The sequence below is a fragment of the Halomonas sp. GFAJ-1 genome (assembly GCA_002966495.1).
Taxonomy (GTDB): Bacteria; Pseudomonadota; Gammaproteobacteria; order Pseudomonadales; family Halomonadaceae; genus Vreelandella.
On record CP016490.1, the window covers coordinates 2053330 to 2079856 of the forward strand.

Here is a 26527-nt window from a genome sequence, read left to right on the forward strand (position 1 = left end):
TTTGAAAGCTTGTAAAAACGATCGAAACAGTAAGCTAGTTAAGGAACCTACATCATGAAAAAGACACTTTTAGCGACTGCTATCATTGGCGCCCTCGGCGCTTCTGCTGCCGCTCAAGCAGCTACCGTATACGACCAAGACGGCACCCGTCTGGACGTTTACGGTCGTATCGCAATGGGTATTGAAGGTGGCGGCGTACCTGCCAATGACGGCGCAAGCACAAGCGCAGAGTTTCGCGACGTGTTTTCTCGTCTTGGCTTGCGTATGAGTCAGGATGTAACGTCAGATTTGACTGCCTTCGGTCACGTTGAGTGGCGCTTCCAGGCTGATGGTGGTGACAACCGCTTCAACGCATTTACTGAAACTCGTCAAAGCTATATCGGCTTGGAAAGTAACCAGTTTGGTACTATCCAGGGCGGTAACTTTGATAGCTTTTATAATTCATTTGTTTCCCTACCCTTCGATGTTTATCTGAACCAGGGTTTAGAGTTTCAAGGTCATCCGAAGCAGTCCCGTGGCGACTCTATTGGTTACTACACGCCTGATCTGAATGGTTTCACTGCTGCTCTGCAGTTGAAGCACTACAGTGACCGTGGTGAAGATCTAGACCGTGATAGCACTGTCGTTGCTGCACAGGGTGGTGTTCGTTATCAGGAAGGCCCTGTGACTGTTGGTCTAGGCTTTATTGAAGATGTTGAGCGTGGCGAAGGCACCGGTGAAATGATTTACGGCCTGATCGGTTCTTATGCTATTGATGATCAGTTAACATTACGTGCCGGTTTTGAAACCCAAGATCGTAATGATGATCCCAATACTGCTGCTCGTTTAGCCGCCGATGATAGAGATAATGGTTTTGACTCTTACGGTTTAGGTCTAACATATACGACTGGGCCGTGGGCGTTTAACGCTGATGTGTATCATATTGATCGTCGTGGTGCTGACGACAGTAATTCATGGGCAGCTGGTGCATACTACAAAGTTTCTAGTAACTTTGATGTGTTCGCAGAGCTATATGATGGTGATGCTCCTTCGACTCGCGACGCTCAAATCCGCGACTTTTCTGACGATGTTTACTGGCTGACGGGTGCTCGTTACCTGTTCTAAGCTTGGTTGAAACGTCTCGCTTTAAGTAGTAACCGCTAAAACTGGCAATAGAACCGGCCTCTTTGAGGCCGGTTTTTTTATTTTCAATATCCTAATTATATTTTATTTATTTTGTTGTGATAACCCCCATTATAAAAAAATATCCTTTAAAATCAATAGCTTAAAAAATTAAGTATGCAATTCTGCAAGCCTGTTTTGCAAAACTGCATAGCAATCGACGAGATGGTATTTCTTGCAAAATTGCAGTCATCCATTGATGTCGATCTTGATGCGCAATAAGCTCTATAAAATGTAAAACCGTATTTGCTTCCTGCGGCTTTACTGTATGTCACTTAAAGCTCAATCATAAAAATGCGCATACTTATCCAGCATCCGAGAAGGTGCTTTGCGAAGCTGTGATGAAGCCTCGGTGAGGCCAAGCGCTTCCAGCACCCAGCGCCTCCGCAGCGTGAAAAGATCGTGAAGGTTGCTGATTCATTAGCTGAGTTTGTAAAGCGATAGCTGACGCCCTTCCAGACTCGACAAAGATGACTATGCACGAGAGCTTTGCGTCTCAGGAATAAGTCAAAAGACTCTGGCCTATCTAAAGCGTGGCTAAAGGTTGCCCAATATCATGCTAGAATTGCTCACGCTCGGCTTGTCCATTACACAAGTTCACTCACCACGTCGTTAACGAATGATCAAGTGATCGTTGAGCGGGTGAGTAGGTGCCGTCTTGAGTATAATTAGTCCAGTTTGACCGCAGGTGCTTTAACAGCATGCGCTTCAAGAATTGTGGCGTTGTGATGAGCTCCTTCTAATGACGGGATGCATCCGAGTTAGCCCGGGCGGTGGCACCTAGGGTCCTGGCTTTGACATCATTTCTTATTGCAAAGAGTCGCCGCGCTATTAGCGAGAGCTACGTGCAGGATTTAATTTGCAGCGTTGCAGAAATCGGCACAACATTACAGCGCAGCTGCGAACAGGTATGATAGTTTACGTTTATAGCTGCCAGCCGATCGACAGTATTGTGCCTGGCTGTGTCAATTAACGAGCTATGTAAGTTGATAGGAAAAGTATGAATGTAACCGTGTTCGGAACAGGCTATGTCGGGCTGGTGCAAGGCGCCGTTCTTGCTGACGTAGGTCATAACGTAGTGTGCGTTGACGTAGATGCTGAAAAAGTCGCACGCTTGGAGCAGGGCATCATTCCTATCTATGAGCCAGGGTTAGAGACACTCGTTGCTGAAAACCATGCGACAGGAAGGTTGACGTTTACCACCAACGCAGAAGAAGGTGTTAAGCATGGTGATGTGCAGTTTATTGCAGTAGGGACTCCTCCTGACGAAGATGGCAGCGCTGATCTTCAATACGTATTAAAAGTGGCTGAAACTATTGCCACTCACATGCAAAAATCAGTAGTGATAGTAAATAAGTCCACAGTGCCAGTTGGTACTGCTAACAAAGTAACCTCTAAAGTAGCTGACGTGTTAACTAAGCGTGGCGTTGATTTTTTGTTTGATGTCGTCTCAAACCCTGAGTTTTTGAAGGAGGGGAGCGCTGTTGCTGACTGCAAAAAACCTGATCGCATTATTATTGGTACCAATAATAGCGACACTATTGAGATCATGCGGGAGCTTTACGCTCCGTTTAATCGCAACCATGACAAAATGATTACCATGGATGTTCATAGTGCTGAGCTAACTAAGTATGCGGCTAACTGTATGTTAGCTACTAAAATCAGCTTCATGAACGAAATGGCTAACCTGGCTGAACGACTAGGTGCTGATATTGAAATGGTTCGGCAAGGAATCGGCAGCGATCCACGCATTGGGTACCATTTTATTTATCCTGGCGCAGGTTACGGTGGTTCTTGTTTTCCTAAAGACGTTCAGGCACTTATTCGTACAGCGGAAGGTATTGCCTTTGATGCAAAAGTGCTTAAAGCAGTAGAAGAGCGCAATCAGCTGCAAAAAAATTCGTTGTTTGAAAAAATTAGCCGACATTTTGGTAACCAGTTGGAAGGCAAGGTAGTCGCTTTGTGGGGGCTTGCCTTTAAGCCCAATACTGACGATATGCGTGAAGCGCCTAGCCGCGTGGTGATGGAGTCGTTATGGCAAGCAGGAGCTAAAGTAAAAGCGTATGACCCCGAAGCGATGGAAGAAGCACAGCGCATTTATGGGAATCGTAATGATTTAACGCTATGTGGTACTAAAGAGGCGGCGCTTAAAAATGCTGATGCTCTCATTATTGTCACTGATTGGCAGTCCTTTAAAGCGCCCGATTTTGACTTGATTAAAGCAACGCTTTCTCAGCCGGTTATTTTTGATGGCCGTAATTTATTTGATCCTTCTCGCATGCTGAAAAAGGGAATTAAATATTATGGTGTTGGCCGATAAGTATTGAAATCTATACTTGTCAAGTAAGTTTAGACGCGTCGTGCAAATTAATTAGCCTAATAAGCATAACCGCTATGCGGTAAATGGAGAGCAGTAATGACGGGGGATAGAATGGATTCACGGGTTAAGGAGAATGCAAACCCAGGTGAAATGTTGCTGGTTGACTTCGTGGTTTTGCTGATAAAACAGTGGAAAATCATGCTTGCAAGTGTGGTTTGCATAATGCTCTTAACACTGATTGCGCTATGGCTGAAGCCAGTAAAGTATGGGTTTGTCACGGTGTACGCTATTGCTTCTTATGAAACACTGGAAGGAAATCGTGTGGGGCTTGAAAAGCCCGAAGAGGTCATCGCAAAATTAGATAATGTTTTTATTGACCAGCAGCGTAGGCAGCTTTTACAAGACGATGAAATCACTGGTATTACTTTTGATGTCGATGTGTCTAACCCTAGAAACACCCTGTTGCTTCGCATAAGTAGTGACGCGGAGACAGCATATCGGCCTGTTGTTGAACAATTTCACGAAGGCTTAGTCGCCTCCATTCAGGAAGATCAGCATCAGCTGGTTGAAAGCTTAACAGAGAGACTAAATGAACAGTACGAAGCTTACTCTCAAGCGTTAGAAGCAGCACGTGAGTCAAACAGTGAAGCTGCACGCGAATTACAGGTTACTTTTTTTGAGAAAATGCTCCAGCTCGAGCGTCGTATTGAAAGTATTAACCCCGGTGACTCAACCCAGTTCGCGTTACAATCCCTTGAGCCAGCGGGTATTGGTAAAAAGTTTATCTTAGCGATTGGTATAATAGTAGCTTTGCTGTTGACTCCGTTAGTGGCGGTGTTCAGTGTTTTTGTAAAACAAGTAGCTGTTGCTTATCGGCGTGCCAAGTAAGTTGAGGCATTTGAAGCGCTCAGTGCCCGCCGGAGGCATCCATGGACCTTGAACTGAAAAAGTGCATCAATATCTTACTGCTGTGTTTTCTCATAGCATGGCCTGTTGTTGATACGGTGAATGGTTATTTTTACTACCATAACGTGCCTATACCGAGCATTTCTGCGCCCTATAAGGCACTAGGTTTTATAGGGCTGATGATCATGATGTTGATTTATCATGTAAGGCTGTTTGTATACGCACTTTTATGCGCTGCATTGATCACCTTGTGTCTCTTTTACCAGGTGTTCACTTACGGGCATGCCATCGAAAGCATCACATGGGCTGTAAGGGGGCTACTGACACTAGTTTTGCTGTTTTATTTAGTAGGCGAAGCTAAGCATCCAAGCGATTTTTGGAACCGTCGAAAAATTGCATGGTTAATGTTTTTTTACTTTTTCATTATGTCGTTGAACGTCACGCTAGGTGTGTTTGGCGTTGGAGAGTCCCAGTATGCCGGGGGAATAGGCGGTAAAGGTTTCATCATCGCAGGTAATGAAATGAGTTACCTCATGCTGGCTTCCGCCAGCATTGTGCTATTTCGGCTTGCGGAGACGAAAAGTACTTGGCTGCTAGCTGGTGTGTTTGGTGTGTTTCTGATTTTTTTCCTAATGAAAGCCACTAAAGTTGCGATGCTAGGCATCTGTTTAATATTCGTGTTTTCTCTCATACACAACGGTTACTTTAAAGTCAGGCGCATCCCTACTGTATATACGTTTGGTTTGATAGGCATGGCGGCGGTCATCGTACTTGGCTATCAGTTCATACAGGCGACTGGTTTACTTGACCGGATGCTTTTTCTACAGCAATTACACGGTGGTTTTTGGGGGGCATTACTTAGCGGTCGTCTCTCTTTTCTGAAGGAAGCGATTGAGCTTGTGATCGTGCCTTTTGGATTTATGGATGTCCTGTTTGGAGTGGGGGTTGATCAGCTACTCAGCATTCGAGGGTCTCTGGTTGAAATAGATATTGTCGATGTATTCATTACGTTTGGCGTGGTGGGTGGCGTGCTCTTTTATTTGCCCTGGCTGCTAGGGGTCATCTGGGCAGCCCAACTGTTAAAGCGTCAATCACGGTTTGGGATTAGTTTTTTGCTACTTATTTTTACCGTGCTGGGAGTTAGCGTGGCAGCAGGGCATGTGGTGAATTCAGGCATTGCTTCGAGCGCTACCGCATTATTGGTGGGGTACCTTCATAAACTAAAATATGAACAGCTGACATTCAGGGAGGAATCATGAAAATTCTGTTAGTGGGATCTTTCGGAGGTCACTTCATACAGCTAAAGCGGCTTTATGGGCAAATAGTAGAGAATGTGGATCAGAACAGCGTCTCGTTTACCTTTGCTAGCACTGAACAGGGCTTAATAGTAAACGAAGCCCCCACCCTTTTTTGCCCCAATATACACCGTGGCAGTCGCATAAAAGACCTGATCTCTGCTGTCCGTAGAACGTATGCCGTGTTGAAAATCGCTAAACCAGATACCGTCATTTCTACTGGCGCGCTGCCTGGCTTACTCCTCTGCTTTATCGCTAAGCTTATGGGCAAACAAGTGATCTGGGTCGATAGCATGGCCAACTACCAGCAGCTCTCCTTTTCTGGAAAGTTAGCGCGGTTTTTTTGCGATATCTGTCTCACCCAGTGGGAGCATTTGGCGGCTAATGACAAGCGCGTCAGCTACTGGGGAAAAGTCCTATGATTTTTATCACTGTCGGTACCCAGTTGCCGTTTGATCGCTTGTTGGAAACTTTTGCAGAATGGCGCGATACCAGCGGCTACATAGGGGAGGTGGTTGCTCAGGTGGGTGAAAGTAGCGAGTTTACCCACCCACATATGAAAGTATTCAAAACGCTCTCAAGTGACGAGTATTACCAATGGTTTTGCCAAGCGCAGGGTATTGTTTCGCATGCAGGAATGGGCAGTATTTTATCGTGCCTAGATCATGGCAAGCGAGGCGTATTTCTACCGCGCCAATATGCACTAGCTGAACACCGCAACGATCATCAGCTGGATACTGCCAAGGCATTTACGGGCCGGTTCCCAACACTCTCGTTTTGTTCCAATAAGCAGGCATTTTTTACCGCCCTTGATGAACTGATAAACCCTGATGCGGCCTACCAGCTTTCAGGCCAGAAAAGCCAAAATAATGAGCTAGGGCGTCATATTGCTGAACATCTTGGTATTAAGGGCCGCAAGCTATGAAACAGCTGCTTTTATGGACCAATCTTTACCCTACAAAGCAAGCTCCTCACTATGGCACCTTTGTAAAATCGACTGAGCAAGCATGGCGTCAGGCGCTGGGTGACGAAAACGTCCAGCTTGTCGCGATTCGTGAAAAGCCTACCGGCAAATTCAGCAAGATTAAGCTATATGCAGGTTTGCTTACTCGGTGTGTTCTTTCGTTACGCAATAAACCCGTCGGGACTCTGTTGGAAGTTCACTACCCGGTATATTTTTTGCCACTGCTGTATTTGCTATCACTAGTTAAGCCCAAGCATTTTTATCTGGTGCTGCGCTTTCATGGTACCGATCTCGTACAAATCACGAGTTCGCGGCTATTTCGTTCTTGTTTTCATCGGCTAAAGGGCAATGTAGATCTGTGTGTGGCACCTTCAGAACATTTTCGCCACCAGATCAACACACATTTGGACTTTCCCTTATCACATATCGTTAAAGTGTACCCTGATAGCGTAGGGGAGCACTTCGTTGCACGGCCGACTATGTCATCAGTGACGCAGTCAGATATGTTCACTGTAGGCTGTGTGTCACGCCTAGAGGCGGGTAAAAACTGCCAATCGCTGCTGGAAGCATTTGCTAAGCTCGCTATCCCAAATAAGCGCCTAATCTTGGTTGGGGAGGGTTCTCAGCGAACTGTGTTGGAACGGGCAGCAGAACAATTAGGGATTGCATCTTCAACGACATTCACTGGGGCGCTTCCTAGAGAGCAGTTGCCAAACATTTTGACGGGTTTCTCCGTGTTTGTATTTCCATCGGTTAGCGAGAGCTTCGGTTTGGTCGCTGTAGAGGCACTGGCCTGTGGGATTCCCGTAATTGCGAACGCGAAGCTGCATGCATCGAAGGAGTATATTCAAGAGGGCAAGAACGGCTTCTTTTATGAGGATGGAGTAGAGGGCCTGGTCGCAGCACTCGAAGCGTTTTATGCCCAATCTGAAGATAAACGTGCTCTTCTCCGCGAGCAGGCAAGCAAGGTGCGCGAACAGTTTAGTGACCAGCAAGTATTCTCCCAAGGGGTGAGTACTATTTTGAGAAAGCAGCAAAGCGATTGAACATGTTGATGATTGAATGCATAAAGAGAGGCCGCAATGGGTAAGCCAAAAACGATGACGTTTTCTGAGCGTTTCCCTCCGCAGGTGGTATTTCCCTTTTTTGATGTGCTCGCCATTTTTGTTGGCGGCTGGTTAGCGTACTGGGTACGGTTTAGTTCGCTTCAACCTCATGAGCGCTATGTGCTCGCCTTAATTTGCATTGGCCTTCTAGTGCTGGTGATTAATAGCATGTCTGGTAGTTACCGTCGCTGGCGAATTACACCGGTAGCGCAAATGTTGGGTAAGTTGTTATTAGTGTGGGCAGCAGTGGGTATCACTGCTGCATCTTTGATCTTTTTTTCCCATGCCGCTGATCGCTATTCCCGGTTATGGATTGGCTTAACTCTAGCAATATCGTTTCTATTTGCAGGAGGGGCGCGCACGCTGGTGCAGCTTGGCTTACAGCATGTGCGCTTGCGGGGAGGCGCAAGACGGCCGGTTTTTTTGATTGGTCCAGCGACCAACGTACTCAGCGTTGCAGAAGGTATCCGCAGTGCCGCCTGGGAAGGGCACAGCATCGCGGGTGTCGAACGTATTAAAGGTACAGTTAGCGATGAGTGTATCGCGCGTATTGTCCGGCGAATTAGCCGCTCTAAGGCGCGAGAGGTTTGGATCTGTGTTCCCTTTGAAATGGGCCAAACGGTTCGAGCGCTGTTTTATGCACTCCGCAACCACACGGCAGAAGTGCGCTTCATTCCCGCGTTTGAGGATATGCATTTACTTAACCACCGCATGAGCGAGGTGGCAGGGCACTATGCTATAGACCTAAGTGTGTCACCTATGAGCGGTATGTCTCGTTTTGTTAAGCGTAGCGAAGATATCATCATTGGTTCGCTTATCTCCATTATGATCCTACCGGTATGCTTAGCGATTGTGCTGGCCATCAAGTTCACCTCGCCAGGGCCTATTCTGTTTAAACAGTATCGAGAAGGATCGAATGGTCGACGGTTCAGGGTCTATAAGTTTCGCTCAATGCATGTGCATCAAGAAGAGGTAGGTAGCGTCACCCAGGCAAGCAGGCATGACCCCCGGGTTACTCGCGTAGGGGCATTTTTGAGGCGCACTTCGTTAGATGAGCTGCCGCAATTCTACAATGTACTCCAAGGTCGCATGTCGATTGTCGGCCCACGCCCGCACGCGCTTGCGCATAACGAGCAGTACAAAGAGCTGGTTGAGTCCTACATGCGCCGCCATAAAGTGAAGCCAGGTATTACTGGTTGGGCGCAGGTTAATGGTCTACGTGGGGAAACAGATACGCTACAAAAAATGCAGCGTCGAGTAGAGTATGATCTGTGGTACATAGACAACTGGTCGCTTTGGTTGGACTTAAAGATCATCGTGCTGACTGTATTCAAAGGTTTTATTAATAAAAATGCCTATTAATTCTTGAACAACATTCAATAACTGTCTTTAGCAGAAGGCGGGTTGATAGGGTGTGATAGACTCGCACTTTTAAGTTTTTAGCGGCCTAACGTGCTCCTTAATTGCCAGGATTAGTGATTTAATGACGTTGTTCACCCATTTCTCTACTAAAAAAGTTGCTTCCTTTCCGAATCAATTTACGAGTATCGCTGTTTTTTTATTGTCAGCGGCATGCTTGGTGGTGCCTAGCGGTTACTCCATCGGTGCAGTGATGCTGTTTATCGCTGGTGTGGGGATGATCATCGCACGTCGGCTGCCTGTACTAACCAAACAAGACACCTGGGTAATTGCTGCGCTACTCGCTTATGCAGTGGTGAACATGCTTGAAGCTTGGCTGGATGGACAGGGAAGCAGTGGGCTTGATAGACCCATTCGTTTTATTCTAGCAATTCCTGCCTTGTTATGGGTGCTGCGCTACCCACCCAAGCTGGCTTATCTATGGGGCGGTATAGCAGTTGGAGCTATAACTGCAGGCAGTTGGAGTGGCTGGCAAAAGTTAGTCGAAGGCGTGGAACGTGCCCAAGGCCACACTCAAGTGATTCAGTTTGGCAACTTAAGTATGCTGCTAGGTGTGCTCTGTATAGCGGGACTTGGTTGGGCCGCTACTCAGCGACGTTGTGGTATATGGCTGGCATTGCTGCTGCTAGGGGCAGCTGGTGGCATGTTGGGCTCACTGTTTTCAGGCAGCCGAGGAGGGTGGGTCGGGTTTCCGATTGTACTGTTAGTGCTATATCGGGCCTACGGTAATCAGCTTTCGGTTAAGCTGAAAATAGCGACGTTAGTTGCCGTGGTGGTCGGTGGTGCTACGGTGTATGCGGTACCGCAGATGGGAGTCCAGGAGCGTATCCATCACGGCTTCAGCGATGTTGCGCAATATATTTCTGGGGAAAACCGCTCTACCTCGGTAGGTGCACGGTTTGATATGTGGCGTGGTGCTGCTCTACTTATTAAAGAAAAACCACTTACCGGTTGGGGAAGTAATGGCTATGCCGATGCCATGTCCGCTTTTGGAGAGGCCGGTGTGATCAGTGATGAAGCCGCCCAATACGGTCATGCGCATAATGAGTTTATTGATGCGCTTGCCAAACGAGGCCTGCTCGGGTTGGTAGTGCTGTTAACGCTTTACTTTGTGCCTCTGCGCTTATTTGCCCGTCACCTCAAAGCTAAACACCTTGGCACTCGGGCGCTAGCAACTGCTGGTGTGCTGCTGCCTGTCACATTTATGGATTTTGGTTTAACTCAGGTATTCATGGGGCATAACAGCGGGGTGATGATGTACGCCTTTTTGCTGGTAACACTATGGGGTACCTACAATGCTGCTCGGCCACATCCCTGCAGGACTGAGCAAACCGGTTAGGTGGCAACTTCAAAATAGCGGATTACCATCTTTCGGTACCAAAATAATCGTAAAATATTTATAACTCCCAGTGCAAAAGGAACGGCATAGATGATGTATACCCACTCTTGCGCTTCAGGAATAGACCGCACGATTCCGAATACTAAAAGTACTAATGAAAAGACCACCATGTTAAAGGTAAGTGAGAAACGCTCATAGCCACAGAAGTTAATTAGTACTGATTCAATCACGCCTAGCTGACCTGTTGCTACATTAAATGCAAATGCAGCAACAAAAAATAGAACTATCCAATAATCGGTGACCGCATTAGAGATGTAAAAATACATAACGATAGTAATAGAAAGCGTAGGAACCAAGACGGCTACTAGTGTGTATATTTTTTTGCGAAGCGGTACTACTACTGTAGATGCATAGTCTCGCAACATGACCATTTTCGATAATGCGAAAGCATTATTGTTAATTAATCCTCTCGGCAGAGCAGACATAGCACTAAACACCGCTACACACAGGGAAGCTACAATAGCAACATCGTTGCCTCCAAGCGCAATAAATAAAGAGGGCAAAATAAATCCAACACCACTACTGGCTGCATTTGAAAAGCCCACTACTAAGCTCGAGAGTAAGTCTCTGAGAGGAATTAATTTTACTCCAGCAGTAAATGCGCCACCACTTTCCTGCGCAGCCACTATCCCCCAAACTATAAGAAAAGCAAGTGCGTAAGACACAGTCAGAACATTCAATAGTTTCCCTGCGTCTAATGGGCCCAAGGTGAGGAACGCCGCTAGAGTAAAGATAAGAAACAAAAGCCCAATGATAAAATCATAAAAGAAAAGTTTCCAGAAATGTCTTTTAAAAACTAGGTAATTTCGAAAAACTTGGTAAAGTGATGTTATTAATGTTAGCCCTAGTACAGCCCATAAGTTGGGTACAGGAACCGCCAGTGAGATCACAAATAGCACACATGCTGCAACGCCTCCTCCGATCAGGGAGCAAGAGAGCGCATAACGAAAAAAAATCGAAAATCTTTCATCATTAGCCATTCTTTTCATTAAAATTGTAGCAAATCCAACACCAGACACCATGACAAAAAAAGACGCTAAGGTATACTGGGTCGAAAAGAAGACAACACTATCCTGCACAACAAAGAAGCTAGCAAAGCCAAGCACAAATATGCGGAATCCACCTGGTGTGGCGGCAGTGATAAATGGCAGTAGCTTTTCAATAGAACGGAGGGGATGCATGATTAATTCCCCAGCCGGGACTTAATATTACGCATCACACCTCTCACTACTCGAGCTAAAAAAAGGAAGTTTTTTCTAGCAGGTGTTTGTCGATCACTTTCTAACGAGCTTGCAATATTAACAAAATCTTCCCAAACCAATAAAGGCCTTACTTCCTTAACCAAAACGCCTTTATTTTCATAATAGGGCCAGTCATCTAATACACAGCAGATTGTGCGAGATGCTGCTAGTAACTTTTCTGCTCCTGCGGGTGTGATCACATAGCCAACTGCACCAGAAGGCCAAGTTTTAAATCCTCTTCCTAGCGTATAAGTACCCAATGGCTCACCATTTTTTAACGGCTCAAGAAAATGATACATCTTTTTATGGCGATAATCTTTTTTAGAGTGACCTAACAAAACCACATCAAAAGCTACCGGTTCCATTGCTAAACAATCTAAAAAGTGCTTAATGTCCTCATCTATAAGAGCATCATCTTCAAAAATCACGGCCAGTTTTCCCCCGGCAATTACCTCCTGCCAAATTTTTCGGTGGCTAAGAAAGCAACTGACCTCACCCTTGGTGAGCATTCGTCCATATTTTTTTACGATTGCATTACGATTAATTGGATGAGTCATCTGTTCGATATCTTCGAGAACAGTTGCATCGATGTACTGATAGGTAAGGGTTAGGTCAGACATCTGGCGCTCAATGGACTTAATCCTTGTCTCGTCTCTCATTGTCAATACATAAATGCTAAAATGCTTAGTGCTCACTCATCTGCTCCTTGATTGAATATCGTCCATCGATCGTCAGGGAAATAACTAACCATATTGTCTCCCAGCATACGCTCAATCAGCTACCAGGCGTTGGTTACTCGGGCTTCAAAGCTAAGGTACTCTATTTTCTTCGTTTTGCAGGTGAGTCGCTATGGCTACTTGTAGGCCGAGAATTCGAGTTTTAGGCGGTACTTAGCTTTGAATGTAGTCAGCTGTGGCTGTAAATCGCAGTTTGATCTTACCCCGCAGCAGTGGAAACTGGTTTATGCGATAAATTGAGGTTCAAGGACCTCAGGGCTGATCATCTCTATAGTACTGTGCCGTCGTTGCTAGTTATAGTCGAACTTGATGTTTCCAAATGCCTGACGCCTCATATCGCTTCGCATTTTAAACTGTTCTATATGGATCTCTTCAACCTTGAGACTTTGGAAGGTGCGTGCGGTACGGCATGATTATAACAGTTGCCTTTGGCACTCATGCTGTAATTTATCTCATATCGAACCAGTAGCGATTGGTAAGCGCGCCACTAAACCCATCTACCCACTTTAACGTTGGCTGATCACACTCAGGGTCTCTTTGATTTTGGAGGTTATCATGAACCGCGAACTCAATCCCACCCAAGCGTTAAGCCATGGCCTTGAACCCGTTTGATCAAGCGCTGTTCGTGTTCGGTAATCGCCAGCGCGATAAAGTGAAACTGCTGTTCAGGGAACGTAACGGCTTTGTTGTGTGGTACAAGCGCTTGGAGCGTGAGCGGTTTAAATGGCCCACGCACCTGAAGGACGAGACCGTAACGTTAACGGGTCAAGAGCTTAACTGGTTGCTGGATGGCTATAATTTAAAGGCCATGCAGCCTCACAAAGCATTGGATTTTCAGCGGGTTGGATAGTCGTAACGCTCCTATTTTAGGGGCGTTTTTGGTAAACTAAGCGGCATGAAAAATGCCAACGCTTCCTCACTGACAGTCACTCAGCTTGAACGTAAGCTGGCCGCTGCTGACGCTGAAAATGCGCGGCTGTTGGCGTTGATGGAGAAAAAGGAAGCGCAGTGGGAGGCCACCAAGCAGTCGTTGTTTGAACAGTTCCGGCTGGCCCTGGAGCGTCAGTTCGGCCCTTCCACTGAGAAGTACCGCGTCGATCAGCGGGATCTTCTGATCAATGAAGCGGAAGTAGCCGTTGACGAGGAAGACAGTGACGCATCGGCGTGCGACGCCGTCGCTGATGACGCGACGAGCGAGATCATCACGTCTGCTAAACGTCGCACGCGCGGCGGGCGTGTTGCGCTACCGCCGGAGCTGCCGCGTATCGAGGTCGTCCATGAACTGCCCGATGATGCTCGCTACTGCCACGATGATGGCACCGCGCTCAAGGTGATCGGTGAAGAGGTGAGTGAGGAACTGCACGTGGTGCCTGCCCGGATCGAGGTGATCCGTCATGTACGACGCAAATATGCCTGCCCGCTATGCGAAGAGGGCGTCAATACCGCCCCGGCACCCGCCAAACTGTTGCCCAAGAGCAATGCCAGCGCCACGCTACTCGCCTATGTGGCGACGGCTAAATACCAGGACGCGCTACCGTTATATCGCCAAAGCCAGATCTTTGCCCGCCATGGCGCTGAGATCCCCCGTAATACCCTGGCACGCTGGATGGTGCAGGTGGGAGAACGGATCACCCCACTGATCGACAGGTTGCGCCAACATCTCTTAAATGCCTCGCTGATCCACATGGATGAGACGACGCTGCAGGTCAATCAAGAAGCGGATCGCTCTGCCAGTATCGCCTCGTACATGTGGGTGCAGCGCGGTGGCCCGCCGGGTCAGCAAGTCGTCTTGTTCGACTACGCCGCCAGCCGCGCCGGACGGGTGCCCGTTGATCTGTTGGGCGACTATACAGGACGCTTACTCACCGATGGCTATGAAGGTTATGCCGAGATCGTGCGTCGTAATGGGATCACCCATGCGGGCTGCTGGGCGCATGCCCGGCGTAAGTTCGTGGATGCCCAGAAAGTGCAGCCTAAAGGTAAAACCGGTAAAGCGGACTGGGCGCTGAACCAGATCCGTAAGCTGTATGGCGTGGAAAAGCAGGCGAAGGCCCTTGAACCCGAGGCGCGTCAGGCGCTGCGTGAACAGAAGAGCCGCCCACTGATCGATCAACTGCGCATCTGGCTCGACAAGTCGCTGGCCCAGGTGCTGCCTAAAAGCGCGCTGGGTAAAGCCCTGCACTACTTGGATAACCAGTGGCCTCGGCTGATCCGGTTCCTGGGCGATGGCCTGATCCCGCTTGACAACAATCCGGCAGAGAACGCCATCCGCCCGTTCGTGGTGGGGCGTAAAAACTGGCTGTTCAGCCACACCCCGCGCGGTGCTCACGCCAGTGCGGCGATTTATAGCCTGATCGAAACGGCCAAAGCCAATGGTCTCTCGCCTTACGACTACTTACAGTATGTCTTTGAAACGCTGCCCACGCTCAACGAAGACGAACTCAGTACGCTGTTGCCCTGGCAGTGGAAAGAGACATTACCGGTCTAAGCACTGACTGCCTAGGTGTGGTTAGTGGCTCGCTTACGATCAAGGGGTCTACTTGGCCTCCGAGTCGTCATTTTATCGAGTGCTGAAAAAGCACCAACAGCAGCACCATCGAGGGCGAATGAAGCCACGCCGCTCAGTACCAGAGCCGACGAGCTTTACGGCCACTGGGCCCAATCAAGTCTGGTGCTGGGACATCAGCTACTGCTCTTCCGTTGTGCGTGGTCAGCACTGGTATCTTTACCTGATTATGGATATCTACAGTCGCAAAATCATCGCCTGGGAAGTCCACGAGGCGGAATCAGGCGAGTTAGCGAAACACTTGCTGGAGCGTGCCCTATTGCGCGAAGGCTGCTGGCATCATCCTCCGGTATTGCACTCTGATAACGGTGCGCCGATGACATCTTATACGCTGAAAGCGAGGTTAACAGAGCTGGGGATGTTGATGTCTTACAGCCGACCGAGGGTGAGCAATGACAACCCTTACTCAGAAGCGTTGTTCCGCACTGTCAAATATTGCCCAGCGTGGCCCACAAAGGGCTTTGCATCGCTAAACGCGGTACGTGACTGGATGCTGACGTTCGAACACGCTTACAACGAACAACACCTGCACAGTGGTATTCGCTACGTGACGCCCGCTGACCGGCATCAAGGTGTCGATCGAGAACGCCTTGAACATCGCAAAGCGGTTTATGAAAGAGCTAAACGTCGGCATCCACAGCGTTGGTCGGGGAGCACCCGAAACTGGGAGGTACCCGGTTCGGTAGCGCTCAACCCTGGCAAGCTTCAGGAAGTCGAGTGTAATAAACAGGCTGCTTAGAGGCAGCCATTTGGACAACTAGGTTGAAAATCACCGAGGGTTTGGGCATGCTTTTGTGGTGATGTCTGAAACGGCTGACTTTTTATATAAGACGACCGACTACTACCATCCTGAGTCCGAGCGCTGCATTCGCTTTGACGACCCCGACTTGGATATTGAATGGCCAGACTTAGGGGTGCCGCTTTCGCTATCGGAAAAAGATCGAGCTGGATGCAGCTTTAAAGCTGCGGAGTTTTTCGGCAAGAGCTGAGGGTGTCTTATGGGAATGACCGTGCTCCCCTCAAGAAGACAAATATTCCCTTTAAGTTCCATGCGCCGTTTCCACCTCAAACGCCACGATCTGCCGCTGCTGGCGGGAAAATTCCACCCCAATCAGATGGATGGGCTTACCGGATGAGCGGTATTTGTCGGCATAGCCTTTGGCCTTGATCTGCTCCAGTGCCTTGCCTTCGGGTAGCTGCTCCACCACCTTGAACTCGAACAGGTAGAGATGGCCATTGAAGTCGACGGTCATGTCCACTCGGCCGTGGTGGCTGGCGTCTTCCACGATGATAGCGAGCCCCAGGGCAGCAAAGTGGCTGTAGAAGACACTCGCGTAATGCCCTTCATACTGGGCAATTGGGTTGTTGCGATACCAGTCGTGGGGTAGTCCGGCGTAGAGTGCTTTAAAGTGAACCTCCAAGCCCGCTAGATCGTGGCGCTGCAGGACGTCCATGAGTCCGAGTTGGTGGGTTTGTGCCTCAGTGTGACCGATCCCGAGCACAGGAAGCAGTAGATCATTAAGGCTGCTTTCCACCTCCAGATTGGGAAATCCCAGCGTGTAAAGCCGGTAGCCCAGCATCGGCTCCTGCACCTCCTTGATGGTGATGTAGCCAGTCTGAAACAGTAGCCCTTCGGTGGTGATGTCGTCCACGTCGAAGCGTCCGAGCAGCTGGGCCTTAGCCTGAAGCCGATCTAGTTGAGGGGTGAACACCCCGCGCTGCTTGAGAATGTCCACCAGGAAGGTGGGCGTGGCGCTCTCGAACCAGTAAGGGCCGAACTCACGCTTCTGTAGTAGCAGCAGTACATCGAAGGGGTTATAGACCGATGCGACTTCAGGGCTGCCCCAGCGGTAGCCGTTGTACCAAGCGCGAATGGTGTCACGGTCTAGGCCAGGTAGCTCGGGGGCAAAGACGGTGTCAATATCGTCATCGGTATAGCCGCAAATCGTGCTGAACGGGGCATCCAGAGTGATGTCGTTGAGATTGTTTAGTCCCGAGAACAGACTAACCTTACTGAACTTAGAGACTCCGGTGATCAGTGCTAGATGCAGATGGGGGTCGGCATCCTTGATCACGCTATAGAGATTCTTCAGTCCCTCTCGCAACTCTCGTGCACGCTCGGGCTCCAGGATATTGTCGAGGATGGGCTTGTCGTACTCGTCGATCAGTAGCACCACCGACTGGCCTGTTTCTTGATGAGCAAGTTCTAGCAGGTCAGAGAACTCCCCTGGAATATCCGTGTTGGGGGTAGCGGCGGCCCGCGTAAAGCGCTCGCGCTCCTTACGCAGCTGATGGCGAATGCGTGTATCAAGCTCCTCACGATTACGCACCACGCCGCTACCAAAGCTTAGGCGGATGACTGGGCGGGCTTTCTGCTGCCAGTCCCAGCGGTCGTGAATGTAGAGGTCCTCGAACAGCGCCTGACGGCCCTCGAACAGGCAGCGTAGGGTGTCGAGTAGCAGGCTCTTGCCGAAGCGGCGTGGGCGCGACAAAAAATAAAACTTGTTCTGGTGGACCAGGCGCTCGATGACCGGCGTCTTGTCGACGTAGTAGTAGCCACCCTCGCGGATTTCCGAGAAGGTCTGAATGCCTATCGGCAGTCTAAGGCGTGTACCATCGGTCGCCATGCGGGCCTCCAGATAGCCAAAAGTCACTAATTGACAACAGTTTACTATACCACCGTCATATTGGCCCGACATCTCGTAGCGTGGGAGTAGAAGCTGTTGTTTCACATCACTTGTGCCGGGCAAGCTGTAGGGAGTCGCTTAGGGACGGGTTTCCCCGCACGAAAAGTACGGGAGATATTGCGTAGCTGATCAATATCGAGTCGATGGGAACTAGCTACCGTCGACCCGATAAAGCGTAACCTGTATAAGTACGAAAGCTGGAACCTGTAATGTGACCACAGAGAGTCTTTGTCATGGCAGGATGGTACCGAGCTGAACCCTTTGTAGATTCACTGAAAGCACTGAATCCCAGAAGGCAGCAGGGTTGTCTTAAACTTGGTTGGCATCAAAAAAAGTCTCCCGCGTTATTTTCAAACTCATCCGCAATGCGAATATAGCGTTCAAACGTATTTTGATCGCGATGTCCACTCACTCGTTTGATCTGTACATCGCTTTTGCCGCGTAAGTGCGCTTCCGTGATAAAGCCTGCTCGAAAGCTATGAGGTGTATAACCTTTAGAGGCTAAGCCGGCTTTATCCAGCGCCTTTAGCATCCTTATGTAAAGTGTCTGGGGCACCATCCGGCCCGCACCCAGTTTACCTTTCGCGCTAACCCCTCGAAAAATCGCACCTTTGACAATGCCGGAAGCTGCCAGCCACTGCTCAAGTGTGGCGACGGGACAATATGACGTATCGGACGGTGCACGCATCAAACTTTTCGTTTCTATCCGACCTGAGCGGTTTGTTTTGCTATGGCGTAGAGTAATGATGATCCCTTCCGGTCGCCACTCGATATCCTGGTAAGTCAGAGCCACCACTTCACTGCGCCGAAAAGCACCGTAAAAGCTAAGCAAAAATATGGTGCTATCCCTTAACCCATGAAGAGTTTTGCGGTCTATGGCGTCGAGCAACGAATGCAGTTCTTTAAGGCGTAGTGCGGGGGCTGATTTTTGGCGAGTATCGCGGCTTTTTTTGATGCCTCGCAACACGCTGCGGACAGTGATGGTGCGTACAGGCGATGGCAAATTGTGAAAACGGTGCCACATATGCAGTGAGTTGGCATAGCGCTCAAGCGTGGCGGGCTTCTTGCCTAAGGCGTTTTGGGCCGATAAATAATTGGCAATCTCGATCTCAGAGGCGGGTAACACACCGCCTGCGCGCTGATACACTTTCAAATCAGATCGCATGGCTTTTGCAGTATTGGGTGAAACGCTTTCAGATAACAAACGTCGCGCATCGCGTGACAGGCCGAGTTCATTAAAAGAGAGTTTGTCTTGATTAGAGCGTTGACGCGCCGCAGCGAGAGACAGGGAGTGATTAGGTTTTTTCATTATTCAGACTCCCTTAATCGACCAGGCGCAAGGCCACAAGGCGTTCATAAAACGCTTGTGAAAATGCCACATCAGACTCAATACTGGCGTTTGCATTGTTGCTATGAGCTGTTGCGTGAAAAGTCACTGAAATATCAGCATTAGCTGCGCCTTCCTTGCTGCCCTCTTGATGCGTGTCGGTGTCATCTACGGTGGTGGCTGAGGCGGCGTCTTCACGTTCAGCTGCTGTCATGCGCGGATGCTCCTCAGCAGGCCGATCAGTGTTGCCAACTGGGGTGACATAGGCGAGGTCGTCTGGTAGGTCGTCAGCAAGCCGCCGCGCAAATCGTCGAAGAGAGGGCTCGTTAAGCGCGTACAAATAGCAGGTGGTATCACGATCATTTTGCCGCCGAATAATGCGGCCAAGAACTTGTCGAAAAAACTGTTCGGTACGTACGTGGCTGAGATAGCAACAAACGCGCAGTCGGGGTAGGTTCACACCCTCAGTGACCATGCCTACTGAGACAATCCAGGCAGTCTGCGAACAACGGAATGCTTTTAGTTGTGCGTGAGCAGTTGGATCGTTGCTAGTGACTAAGCAGACAGACTGATGCGCATTCTCTAAGCGCTGCGTAATTTCTTCAGCGTGCTGGATACTGGCCGCCACCATTAAGCCACCTGCATATGGATCGTGCTGGCGCAGTTCGCTTAAGCGATTGATACCGAGTGTTAGCAGATGGGATAACGGGGCGTCATCGCGAATGATATGGGCATAATGTACGCCAGGGTGCCGAAGCAGCTGTGGAATGCTGGCATATTGACGTGCTTCTTTTTGCCCAGTCCTTGGATGAATGCGTGTTAACCCAATGCTGCGGTTATCGACCAGTTCTATATGTGGATAGCGGCAAACGCTATCTTGGATAGCCTCTTTCAGCGTGTACACAAAGTCGGGTATTAAGCGCTGTCGAGGCGATTTAGACGCAGTTTTATCTTCAACGTCTGTCGGGGTGGCTGTTTGTTCCACGTAACGCAGCAGCGGCAAGCAACTGCCATCTGTCCGCCAAGGGGTACCCGATAGGGCAAGCGTAAAACGTACATATCGTTCTAATACGACAAGTGTCATGCCCCATTGATTTGGGGCCTCCACTTGGCCACCAGGGGCCGATGCGTGGTGGCTTTCATCCCAAATAAGAAACACATTTGCATTCAGGCATAGCTGTTTGAGCGAAGCCAGGCGATTGGTGAGTGCATGATAGGTAAGTGTTACACCAACCGCGCCAAGCTGCCCGTCCAAAGAGCGTTTGAGTACTGTCTCTAAGGTGTCGCGTGCATCGTTCACAACGGCGCGAGTAGGGCCAAGGTATACGACGTAATCAATATCCCCGCGTTTGATTAACGCCTCTGCTAGCACGGCAGCGAGCCGCATTTTGCCGGCGCCTGGTGTGGCTTGGCAGAGGAAATGGGGTGTTTGTGATGACAGGCTAGTCAGGGCGCGTGCCAGGCAATTGGATTGCCACCGTCGTAGCGGAGGCGTTGCAGAAGTTGGGCTGGCAGTGCGGTGTGCTGGGGACTGCTGCTTCATGACGGTTTCCCCTGACTTGCCAGTTGAGATCGCAAGGTCACGTTAGCGTCCCATTCACCTTTCAGGCGGCTGCTTTTTTCCAGCGCGGTTTCAAGAAGCGGACTAATACGTGCTTTTTCATCAGGGTACTGATCAAGCACCTTTTTGTAATACTCAGCCTCGCTCACTGCAATTTGCATGCGAGTGCTCAGATGCTGTCGGTCTTTTTCTAAAAACACCAACAGGTTGTCATTGCTCGAGCGATGCGTTCCGGGAGATTGTGGGGCATTGTCGGTAGTTTGCTGTGTACACTCGGCCTCGACTACCTCGAGGTGTAAGCGAAAAATCGCGCGGTTTTCGCCCATCACCCCTACACGAGTCGCTAATCCCAAGCGTTCCAAAGTGTGTAAGCGGTCACGAACATAGTAGCGAAGTTGGGTTTTGTCCGTATCTGCAAAATCCGGCAAAGCGCTAAGGTCATTGCGTGCTTCGGGAATCGTAAACTCAATACCTGCATGGGCATAACGCAACAACAGGTTGTCTAATGCTTCGGCAATCATGCGGCCTAACGGGTTATCTTGACGTGGTTTACGAGGTGGTAGTGACGAGGAGGTTAACTGGCTCATGCGCTCACCTCCTGCTTGTTAAACCAATCTCCCAAAGGTGAACAATGGGTAATGGCGTTCAGGCAAGAGAAATACGTGAAGTAGCTCAGCAAGTAAGCGCGTGGATAACTGAAAATGGTGGGGGATAAATTAACGGCGGGTAGGGCAGTGTTAACAACTATCTGCCGATCGTATAGAGGTGTGGATATACATGTTGCCATGGATAGAGCTCCTTTTGCTTAGGGGCCGCTCCACTGTCGCCAAACAGTATGGAGGCGGCCGTACGCAGGTTGGCGAACCGGTGCAAAAGGAAACCGGCAGACCCGAGAGTCTCCCACGCACGACCGCCATATTCATGGCTAGCACAAATGAGCGCCTTCCATGATAGGGGCGCTTGCGCGCCTTTTGCTTGTCAGGTCGCCAAACCTGGTTGAGAATTTGTTCTCAACTGCTGTAAAAATATCAGGGCGTTATTAACTTGTAAAGTCTTCGTGTTGTTTCCTTGATCAACCTATTTTTTAACGTCTAGGTGTCAGGCCTCTCACTTAAATGGTCTGCCCTTATAAATGGTCTGCAAGAGCAGGTGATTGATAGCGCTCTAGTTTTTCGGTTTTGGTGCCAGTATGTCACTGTGTATGAGCCCAAGTGTATGCGCGTAGTTCTCTAACAACGTGCCGGGTTCGCGGTGACCTATCCACTTAGTGACCTGCAAAAGCAAAGTGCCTCTTGCCAGGGTGTCACGTCCTTCTGCGCCGCAAAAATGCTCAAGAATCTTTTGTAAGGGTTCCGGTTGGAACATCCAGTGGTGCCTATGTTGTAGGGTGTTTCGAAAATGCGGGTGTTGAGCCGCATGCAACCTTAGTAACGTCCAGGAGACAGCCGCGTGGCGCAGACCATGAAAATCAATATCCTCACCCAGCATATAGCGCATCCATTCGATGACGGGTTGAATTAATGACTTGCGTGTATAGGTTTCCGGTGAGTGTCGAGGGCCGAACAGCGCGGCTTCCGTTAACGACCACTGCGAGCATTCTGACAGGCGAGTATTGACCCACCTATGCATGCATTGGATAACGGAAGGTGGTGCCATAATATGCAGAGCCACTCGCCGCCTAGCCGCGGCTGTTTTTCCGCCTAGGATCTCGACCCAACAGTTGCGGTGACTTTGCTCATTAGCATCACTAAATATGATGGAATTCAGTGTTAGCGATTCAACTTCAGAGGCGCGCAGCCCACCATAAAATCCAAGCGCAATCACCAATCCCATCATTTGGCGTGGGTCGCCGTCGGGTACGTTGTTTGTCAGCGTATTCCATAGCAGCTGCATATGGTCCGGTGACAAAATGCGTGTGCGTAAGACGCTGGGTGCCAGTGTACCTCCTTGCTTCTTGGGCAGTGATACGTCTTCTAACATGCCGTGCTGTTGGCAGAACCGTATAAATTGTCGAAAACTGATTTTGAAACTTTCTAGCGTGCGGGCGGACCACTGGGCGCCGGATTGGGCCTCCATTTGCAGCTCGAGTACAACATCATCATCCCAATCGCTAAGATCGAGCACTGCTTCATGCAGTAGCATGGTGATAGGAGTTAGTCGTGAAAGCTGGGTGCGTGCTGTACTGAGTGTATTCCCTTCAGTACGCAGCTGATAATAGAGGAATTGCAGTATCCAGTCTGGATAGTGCCCGCGATGACCAATAAGCCTTTTTAGCCGTTTTTCATAGCGTTCTAACAGCGTCTGCATATCCACTGTATGTTTCTTGGCCACTACTTTTTTTTTATTGAGTCGAGCAGCTTCGGCTAAAAACTGTCTCAGCAGGTTTTTAGCGCGGCGCTGCCAGTCGATTGGTAAATGTTGAGTAGAGAAACTATAAACGCCCGCTGGGCGTGTTGTAGAGCCTGCTTCAGGAATAGGTGCTGGTGTTTGATTATGGTTGGATACTCGGTCAGGTAACCGCCCCATGCTGGCACCTGGGGCATACTGATGGGCGTCATCGTTTTGGGCAAGCAGCGGCACTGGTGTGCACGTTGGCAACGGATATTGTCGTAGCAGTGTAGACCATAGAGGAGGAGTGCCGCGCACAACGTCAACGTAGCGGCTAGCGGATACGACTGATGACCAGTGACGCAAGGCATACCACTCATGGCTGTCGGGGTGTGAGCGCAGTTCAGTTAGGCACTGTTTTACTGTTGTTTTTAGCCTCTGTCGTAGCTGTTTTCGTCGCTCTTTATAATTTAAGCTTTCAGCATCTTCGCTGATATCAAATAACCACGTTGTTGTGTTTTTACGTTTCAGACGCGTGGTTAGTGCTCGGATGGGTATCCATACATCATCATGCAGGGTGATCCGATAATGCCCGTCGTCAGGCCACTGGGCATGAGGAGATGATGGGATGGCGAGCTCGCGTCCGTTGATATGTTGCTGCGAAAGCATAGCTAGTGTGCCTAGCATGACTGTCTCACTCATTCCTGTCCTTGTCATTAATCGAATGGCCAGCAGCATTAGCCAAGCGTCGATATCCTGACGTTTCCGGCACCAGGGCAGCAGGTGTACCTCTAAGGCAATCATCTGCTCGGACATTGAAAAAGATCGCGGTGTGGTGGGAAGGGCAGAGGGCCGATGGACAGCGATGGGCTCCGGCATTAATACGGACTGCATGCCGGGCACTAAGTTGAGAGCCGTCAGCACGCGGTTAACGCGGTCTCGAGCTTGTCTTCTTGAAATGGAGCGCTCGGTAGCCTGACGCCATTCAAAAAAACGCTCGATTAGCGCTAAAACATCCGGCTGCTCGAGTTTTAGTGTTTGGATAGGCGTGTCACCCAGTGCATTGCTGAGTATGTGTGTTGTATCGCTGAGTTGCGATGCTTGGGTGAGTGGGTGGTTTGCTTCTTTCCACTCGCTGATTAGTCGCTCTGCATTTAGTAATTCCATGGCATACGGCTCCAATTCAGCGGTTGATATCCGCACGCGTTTAACCACTTTTTTAAAACATGACACAGTTGAGGGTGCCCTTGTACTCCCGACGGGGTTTCTGAACGAGGCGATGACAACATCCTTCCGTGGCGTGCGTGCCCAAGCAACGCGTCGACTTGGGCGTCCGGCACCGACTTGCGCAACCAACTAGCAAGCGAGTGACGAGCAACATTATTTTGGCTATCTGATATCAATGATAGGTTGAGAGTCGATATGTCTGACCAGTGCATGCCACGTAGTATTAAGTGTTGATCGCGCCGAGGTTTAAATAGCCAGGTGGGTGTGTCCAAGTTACCGGTGCGTTGATCATCAATAACGACCTCTGTAGAGCTCGCGACATGCATGACTAAAGAGTGCCAGCGGTGTAGTGATTTAAGGCTGTCGCGCACTGTAGGAAGAACAGGAATAACGCGCGACTCTAACCCGCGCGCTGAATTTTTGTCATGTACCCACTGCTGCTTTTGACCAATACGGTTCTCGCTGCTTGGGCCAATCGGGCGGGCACCCGTTGATAGCTGCCAGCCAAGTAGTTCATGTGCTGAAACCAGCTGTGAGAGGCATAACAGAGCATCAGTAGGAAACGGTTTATAAGGTTGCCATGTCTCGAGCTCTGCCTGTGAACTGCGCATGCGTTGACGAATATCATTAAATATCGACAGAAAAAACACGGGTGGCTGCGCAATGGCCGACCCAAAAGTCGCTGATGTGTGATGAGCGTTAACAGGTATTGCGGCAGGCAAAGTGGTTTTCGGAATACCTAGGTGTTGCAGCGTTTTATCCAACACGTGCTGAAGCTCGTTTCTGGATAGTTGTCTGTAAGCGGCTGGCGCGGAGAGGCCCAGGCCAAACTGACCAGCAAGTGCGCTTGCAGCCACATCATCAATGGCATGTGGCCGACGATAAAGCCAACTGCTTGCGCTTAAACGATTGGCGGTGGGAATCATGCCAGGTTCGTTACGAAAATAGCGTTTGAGATGTCGGTTGAGCTGGCCGCGGGCACCACGAAATGGGCGTTCTGAGAGTGGAAAGCGATTAAAAAACTCTGTCAGTGATGGAGGTAGCGCGAGCTGTACCCACTGATTTGCTGGGTTACCATTGCTTGAAGAGGGGCCGTCGAGTAAACGATAACACAGCAGGCTTTCAGCGGTGCACCAATGGGGGCGTTCGTCTTTTGGGTCGGCAGTGGCCGCGTTAATATACTCGCTAATGATGAGTCGCATTAATCGCTGTGGTGGCAAACCAAATGCGAGAAGCAAAGTCGCAAAAAACTTTAAGTTTAATTCGAGTGGCTGCGCGAGTACTTTACGCACCGTCTCGTCTGTTAGTCGTGCGAGATCGGTAATCGCAGGCAATGATGACACTGGCGCGCCCTGCGTCCGTCGACGTACGAGCTGAACATCATCGGTTCGGGTAAGCGTAGAAGAAAATTTGCGCTGTACTTGAGTGCTTTCGCTTGATTCTTCTCTATCGCTAGGGGCTTGCTTTTGGCCTTTAATAGGAATGTCATGCATGCCAAAAACTGTATTCTCGGACTGGCTACTACTATCATACTGTCTGTCGCGCTCTTTTCGTATAGTTAGACGGTTTGGCTGAGGTGTCTTTGATAATAAAGCTAGGCGTTTATTATGCCAAGGATCGCTTTTAAGCGTGCCGCCTGCACTTTTTTGACGATTTGAGCTGCTATATTCTCGTTGTTTTTCACCGGGCGTGAGAATTTTATTAGCCAACATGCTTAAAGTGTCTATTTTGTCTTTTAAACGTTTTTTTTGTGTATGCAGTGCGTCACTTCTGATGGTTGCTAAAATGTCAGAGCCTAAAGATTGTTGTGTTTCTAAAACCGTTATACCTGATTTTATAACAGCGCAGATAACGTCACGCGCTGCCAAGACATGGTTATAAAATGTCGATTTTGATATGCTTTTATTTTCATCAACGCTACTGAAAAGGTGACTAAAGTACTGCCTGGACTTTTTTGCTAATGCATTTGAGCTTTGAGAGAGATAAGAGGGATGAGTTAGTGCATAATAGACAGGATAGTTAGTTCCAATGTGCTCGGGCTTGGTTTTATTAATCAGTTCACTAGCCTGTAATTTTACAAGCAGCGTGTTAGTATCAATTTTTTGAACGTCACTACTATAAAGTGCAGCTGCTTTTTGAAACGTCAGCAGAGAGACGGGTGTCTGTGAATAGCTAACAACATCAAAAATACATGTTTTTTCATCATCAGACAGAGGGAGGCAGCCTATGGCGGACTCCCATTGTTGTTTGATTTCATGAGGATAAAGGCGTTCATTGGACATT

At 49.2% G+C, this 26527-nt stretch carries 21 protein-coding genes; 13 read left to right on the forward strand and 8 right to left on the reverse strand.

Translation table 11 applies throughout. The features are described 5' to 3' along the window. Nucleotides 1-54: 54 nt before the first annotated feature. From BB497_09435 to BB497_09475, 9 genes are all read left to right on the forward strand, one after another. Complete coding sequence (locus BB497_09435) at nt 55-1104, forward strand: porin (protein ID AVI62901.1); 1050 nt, start codon at nt 55-57, stop codon at nt 1102-1104. Nucleotides 1105-2161: 1057 nt separating this feature from the next. Further along, nucleotides 2162-3481, forward strand: coding sequence for a UDP-glucose 6-dehydrogenase (locus BB497_09440; GenBank protein AVI62902.1), 1320 nt, complete (start codon nt 2162-2164; stop codon nt 3479-3481). Between the two features lie 150 nt (nt 3482-3631). After that, complete coding sequence (locus tag BB497_09445) at nt 3632-4369, forward strand: lipopolysaccharide biosynthesis protein (protein ID AVI62903.1); 738 nt, start codon at nt 3632-3634, stop codon at nt 4367-4369. 41 nt (nt 4370-4410) lie between these two features. After that, nucleotides 4411-5646 carry a hypothetical protein gene (locus BB497_09450; protein ID AVI62904.1) on the forward strand — a complete coding sequence of 412 codons (1236 nt, stop codon included), beginning with the start codon at nt 4411-4413 and terminating at the stop codon, nt 5644-5646. Beyond that, complete coding sequence (locus BB497_09455) at nt 5643-6104, forward strand: oligosaccharide biosynthesis protein Alg14 (protein ID AVI62905.1); 462 nt, start codon at nt 5643-5645, stop codon at nt 6102-6104. The genes BB497_09450 and BB497_09455 overlap by 4 nt, the downstream gene beginning before the upstream one ends. Next, complete coding sequence (locus BB497_09460; protein ID AVI62906.1) at nt 6101-6607, forward strand: glycosyl transferase family 28; 507 nt, start codon at nt 6101-6103, stop codon at nt 6605-6607. Before BB497_09455 ends, BB497_09460 begins: the two co-directional genes overlap by 4 nt. Beyond that, nucleotides 6604-7692 carry a GlcNAc transferase gene (locus tag BB497_09465; GenBank protein ID AVI62907.1) on the forward strand — a complete coding sequence of 363 codons (1089 nt, stop codon included), beginning with the start codon at nt 6604-6606 and terminating at the stop codon, nt 7690-7692. Before BB497_09460 ends, BB497_09465 begins: the two co-directional genes overlap by 4 nt. A 36-nt stretch (nt 7693-7728) precedes the next feature. Next, nucleotides 7729-9114 (forward strand): undecaprenyl-phosphate glucose phosphotransferase, encoded by a 1386-nt coding sequence (locus BB497_09470; GenBank protein ID AVI62908.1) that lies wholly within the window; start codon nt 7729-7731, stop codon nt 9112-9114. A 121-nt stretch (nt 9115-9235) separates the two neighbouring features. After that, on the forward strand, nt 9236-10510 hold the full coding sequence (locus BB497_09475) for a ligase (protein ID AVI62909.1): 1275 nt from the start codon (nt 9236-9238) through the stop codon (nt 10508-10510). Here BB497_09475 and BB497_09480 read toward each other — a convergent pair. Next, complete coding sequence (locus BB497_09480) at nt 10507-11751, reverse strand: hypothetical protein (protein AVI62910.1); 1245 nt, start codon at nt 11749-11751, stop codon at nt 10507-10509. The two genes, BB497_09475 and BB497_09480, sit on opposite strands and share 4 nt — an antisense overlap. Nucleotides 11752-11753: 2 nt before the next feature. Next, nucleotides 11754-12431: a hypothetical protein gene (locus BB497_09485; GenBank protein AVI62911.1), complete on the reverse strand. Its 678-nt coding sequence runs from the start codon at nt 12429-12431 to the stop codon at nt 11754-11756. Nucleotides 12432-13140: 709 nt separating this feature from the next. Between BB497_09485 and BB497_09490 the strand changes: the two genes are divergently transcribed. The 4 genes from BB497_09490 (at nt 13141) to BB497_09505 (ending at nt 16103) form a co-directional block, all read left to right on the forward strand. Continuing rightward, complete coding sequence (locus tag BB497_09490) at nt 13141-13398, forward strand: transposase (GenBank protein ID AVI62912.1); 258 nt, start codon at nt 13141-13143, stop codon at nt 13396-13398. Nucleotides 13399-13443: 45 nt separating this feature from the next. Continuing rightward, nucleotides 13444-15036 carry a transposase gene (locus BB497_09495; GenBank protein ID AVI62913.1) on the forward strand — a complete coding sequence of 531 codons (1593 nt, stop codon included), beginning with the start codon at nt 13444-13446 and terminating at the stop codon, nt 15034-15036. 118 nt (nt 15037-15154) lie between these two features. Then, nucleotides 15155-15853, forward strand: coding sequence for a hypothetical protein (locus BB497_09500; protein AVI62914.1), 699 nt, complete (start codon nt 15155-15157; stop codon nt 15851-15853). A 61-nt stretch (nt 15854-15914) separates the two neighbouring features. After that, nucleotides 15915-16103 carry a dTDP-4-dehydrorhamnose 3,5-epimerase gene (locus BB497_09505; GenBank protein AVI62915.1) on the forward strand — a complete coding sequence of 63 codons (189 nt, stop codon included), beginning with the start codon at nt 15915-15917 and terminating at the stop codon, nt 16101-16103. Between the two features lie 51 nt (nt 16104-16154). Here the strand turns inward: BB497_09505 and BB497_09510 are convergent, their stop codons facing one another. From BB497_09510 to BB497_09535, 6 genes are all read right to left on the reverse strand, one after another. Next, on the reverse strand, nt 16155-17741 hold the full coding sequence (locus BB497_09510; GenBank protein ID AVI62916.1) for a hypothetical protein: 1587 nt from the start codon (nt 17739-17741) through the stop codon (nt 16155-16157). Nucleotides 17742-18126: 385 nt separating this feature from the next. Continuing rightward, nucleotides 18127-19110 carry an integrase gene (locus BB497_09515; GenBank protein ID AVI62917.1) on the reverse strand — a complete coding sequence of 328 codons (984 nt, stop codon included), beginning with the start codon at nt 19108-19110 and terminating at the stop codon, nt 18127-18129. 13 nt (nt 19111-19123) lie between these two features. After that, a complete protein-coding gene (locus tag BB497_09520) occupies nt 19124-20671 on the reverse strand; it encodes a helicase (protein ID AVI62918.1) in 1548 nt (515 codons plus the stop codon). Continuing rightward, complete coding sequence (locus BB497_09525; protein AVI62919.1) at nt 20668-21276, reverse strand: hypothetical protein; 609 nt, start codon at nt 21274-21276, stop codon at nt 20668-20670. The genes BB497_09520 and BB497_09525 overlap by 4 nt, the downstream gene beginning before the upstream one ends. A gap of 577 nt (nt 21277-21853) precedes the next feature. After that, the gene (locus BB497_09530) at nt 21854-24184 is read right to left on the reverse strand and encodes a hypothetical protein (protein AVI62920.1); all 2331 of its coding nucleotides are present in this window, start codon (nt 24182-24184) and stop codon (nt 21854-21856) included. Continuing rightward, nucleotides 24172-26526, reverse strand: coding sequence for a hypothetical protein (locus tag BB497_09535; GenBank protein ID AVI62921.1), 2355 nt, complete (start codon nt 26524-26526; stop codon nt 24172-24174). Before BB497_09535 ends, BB497_09530 begins: the two co-directional genes overlap by 13 nt. Nucleotide 26527 lies beyond the last annotated feature (1 nt).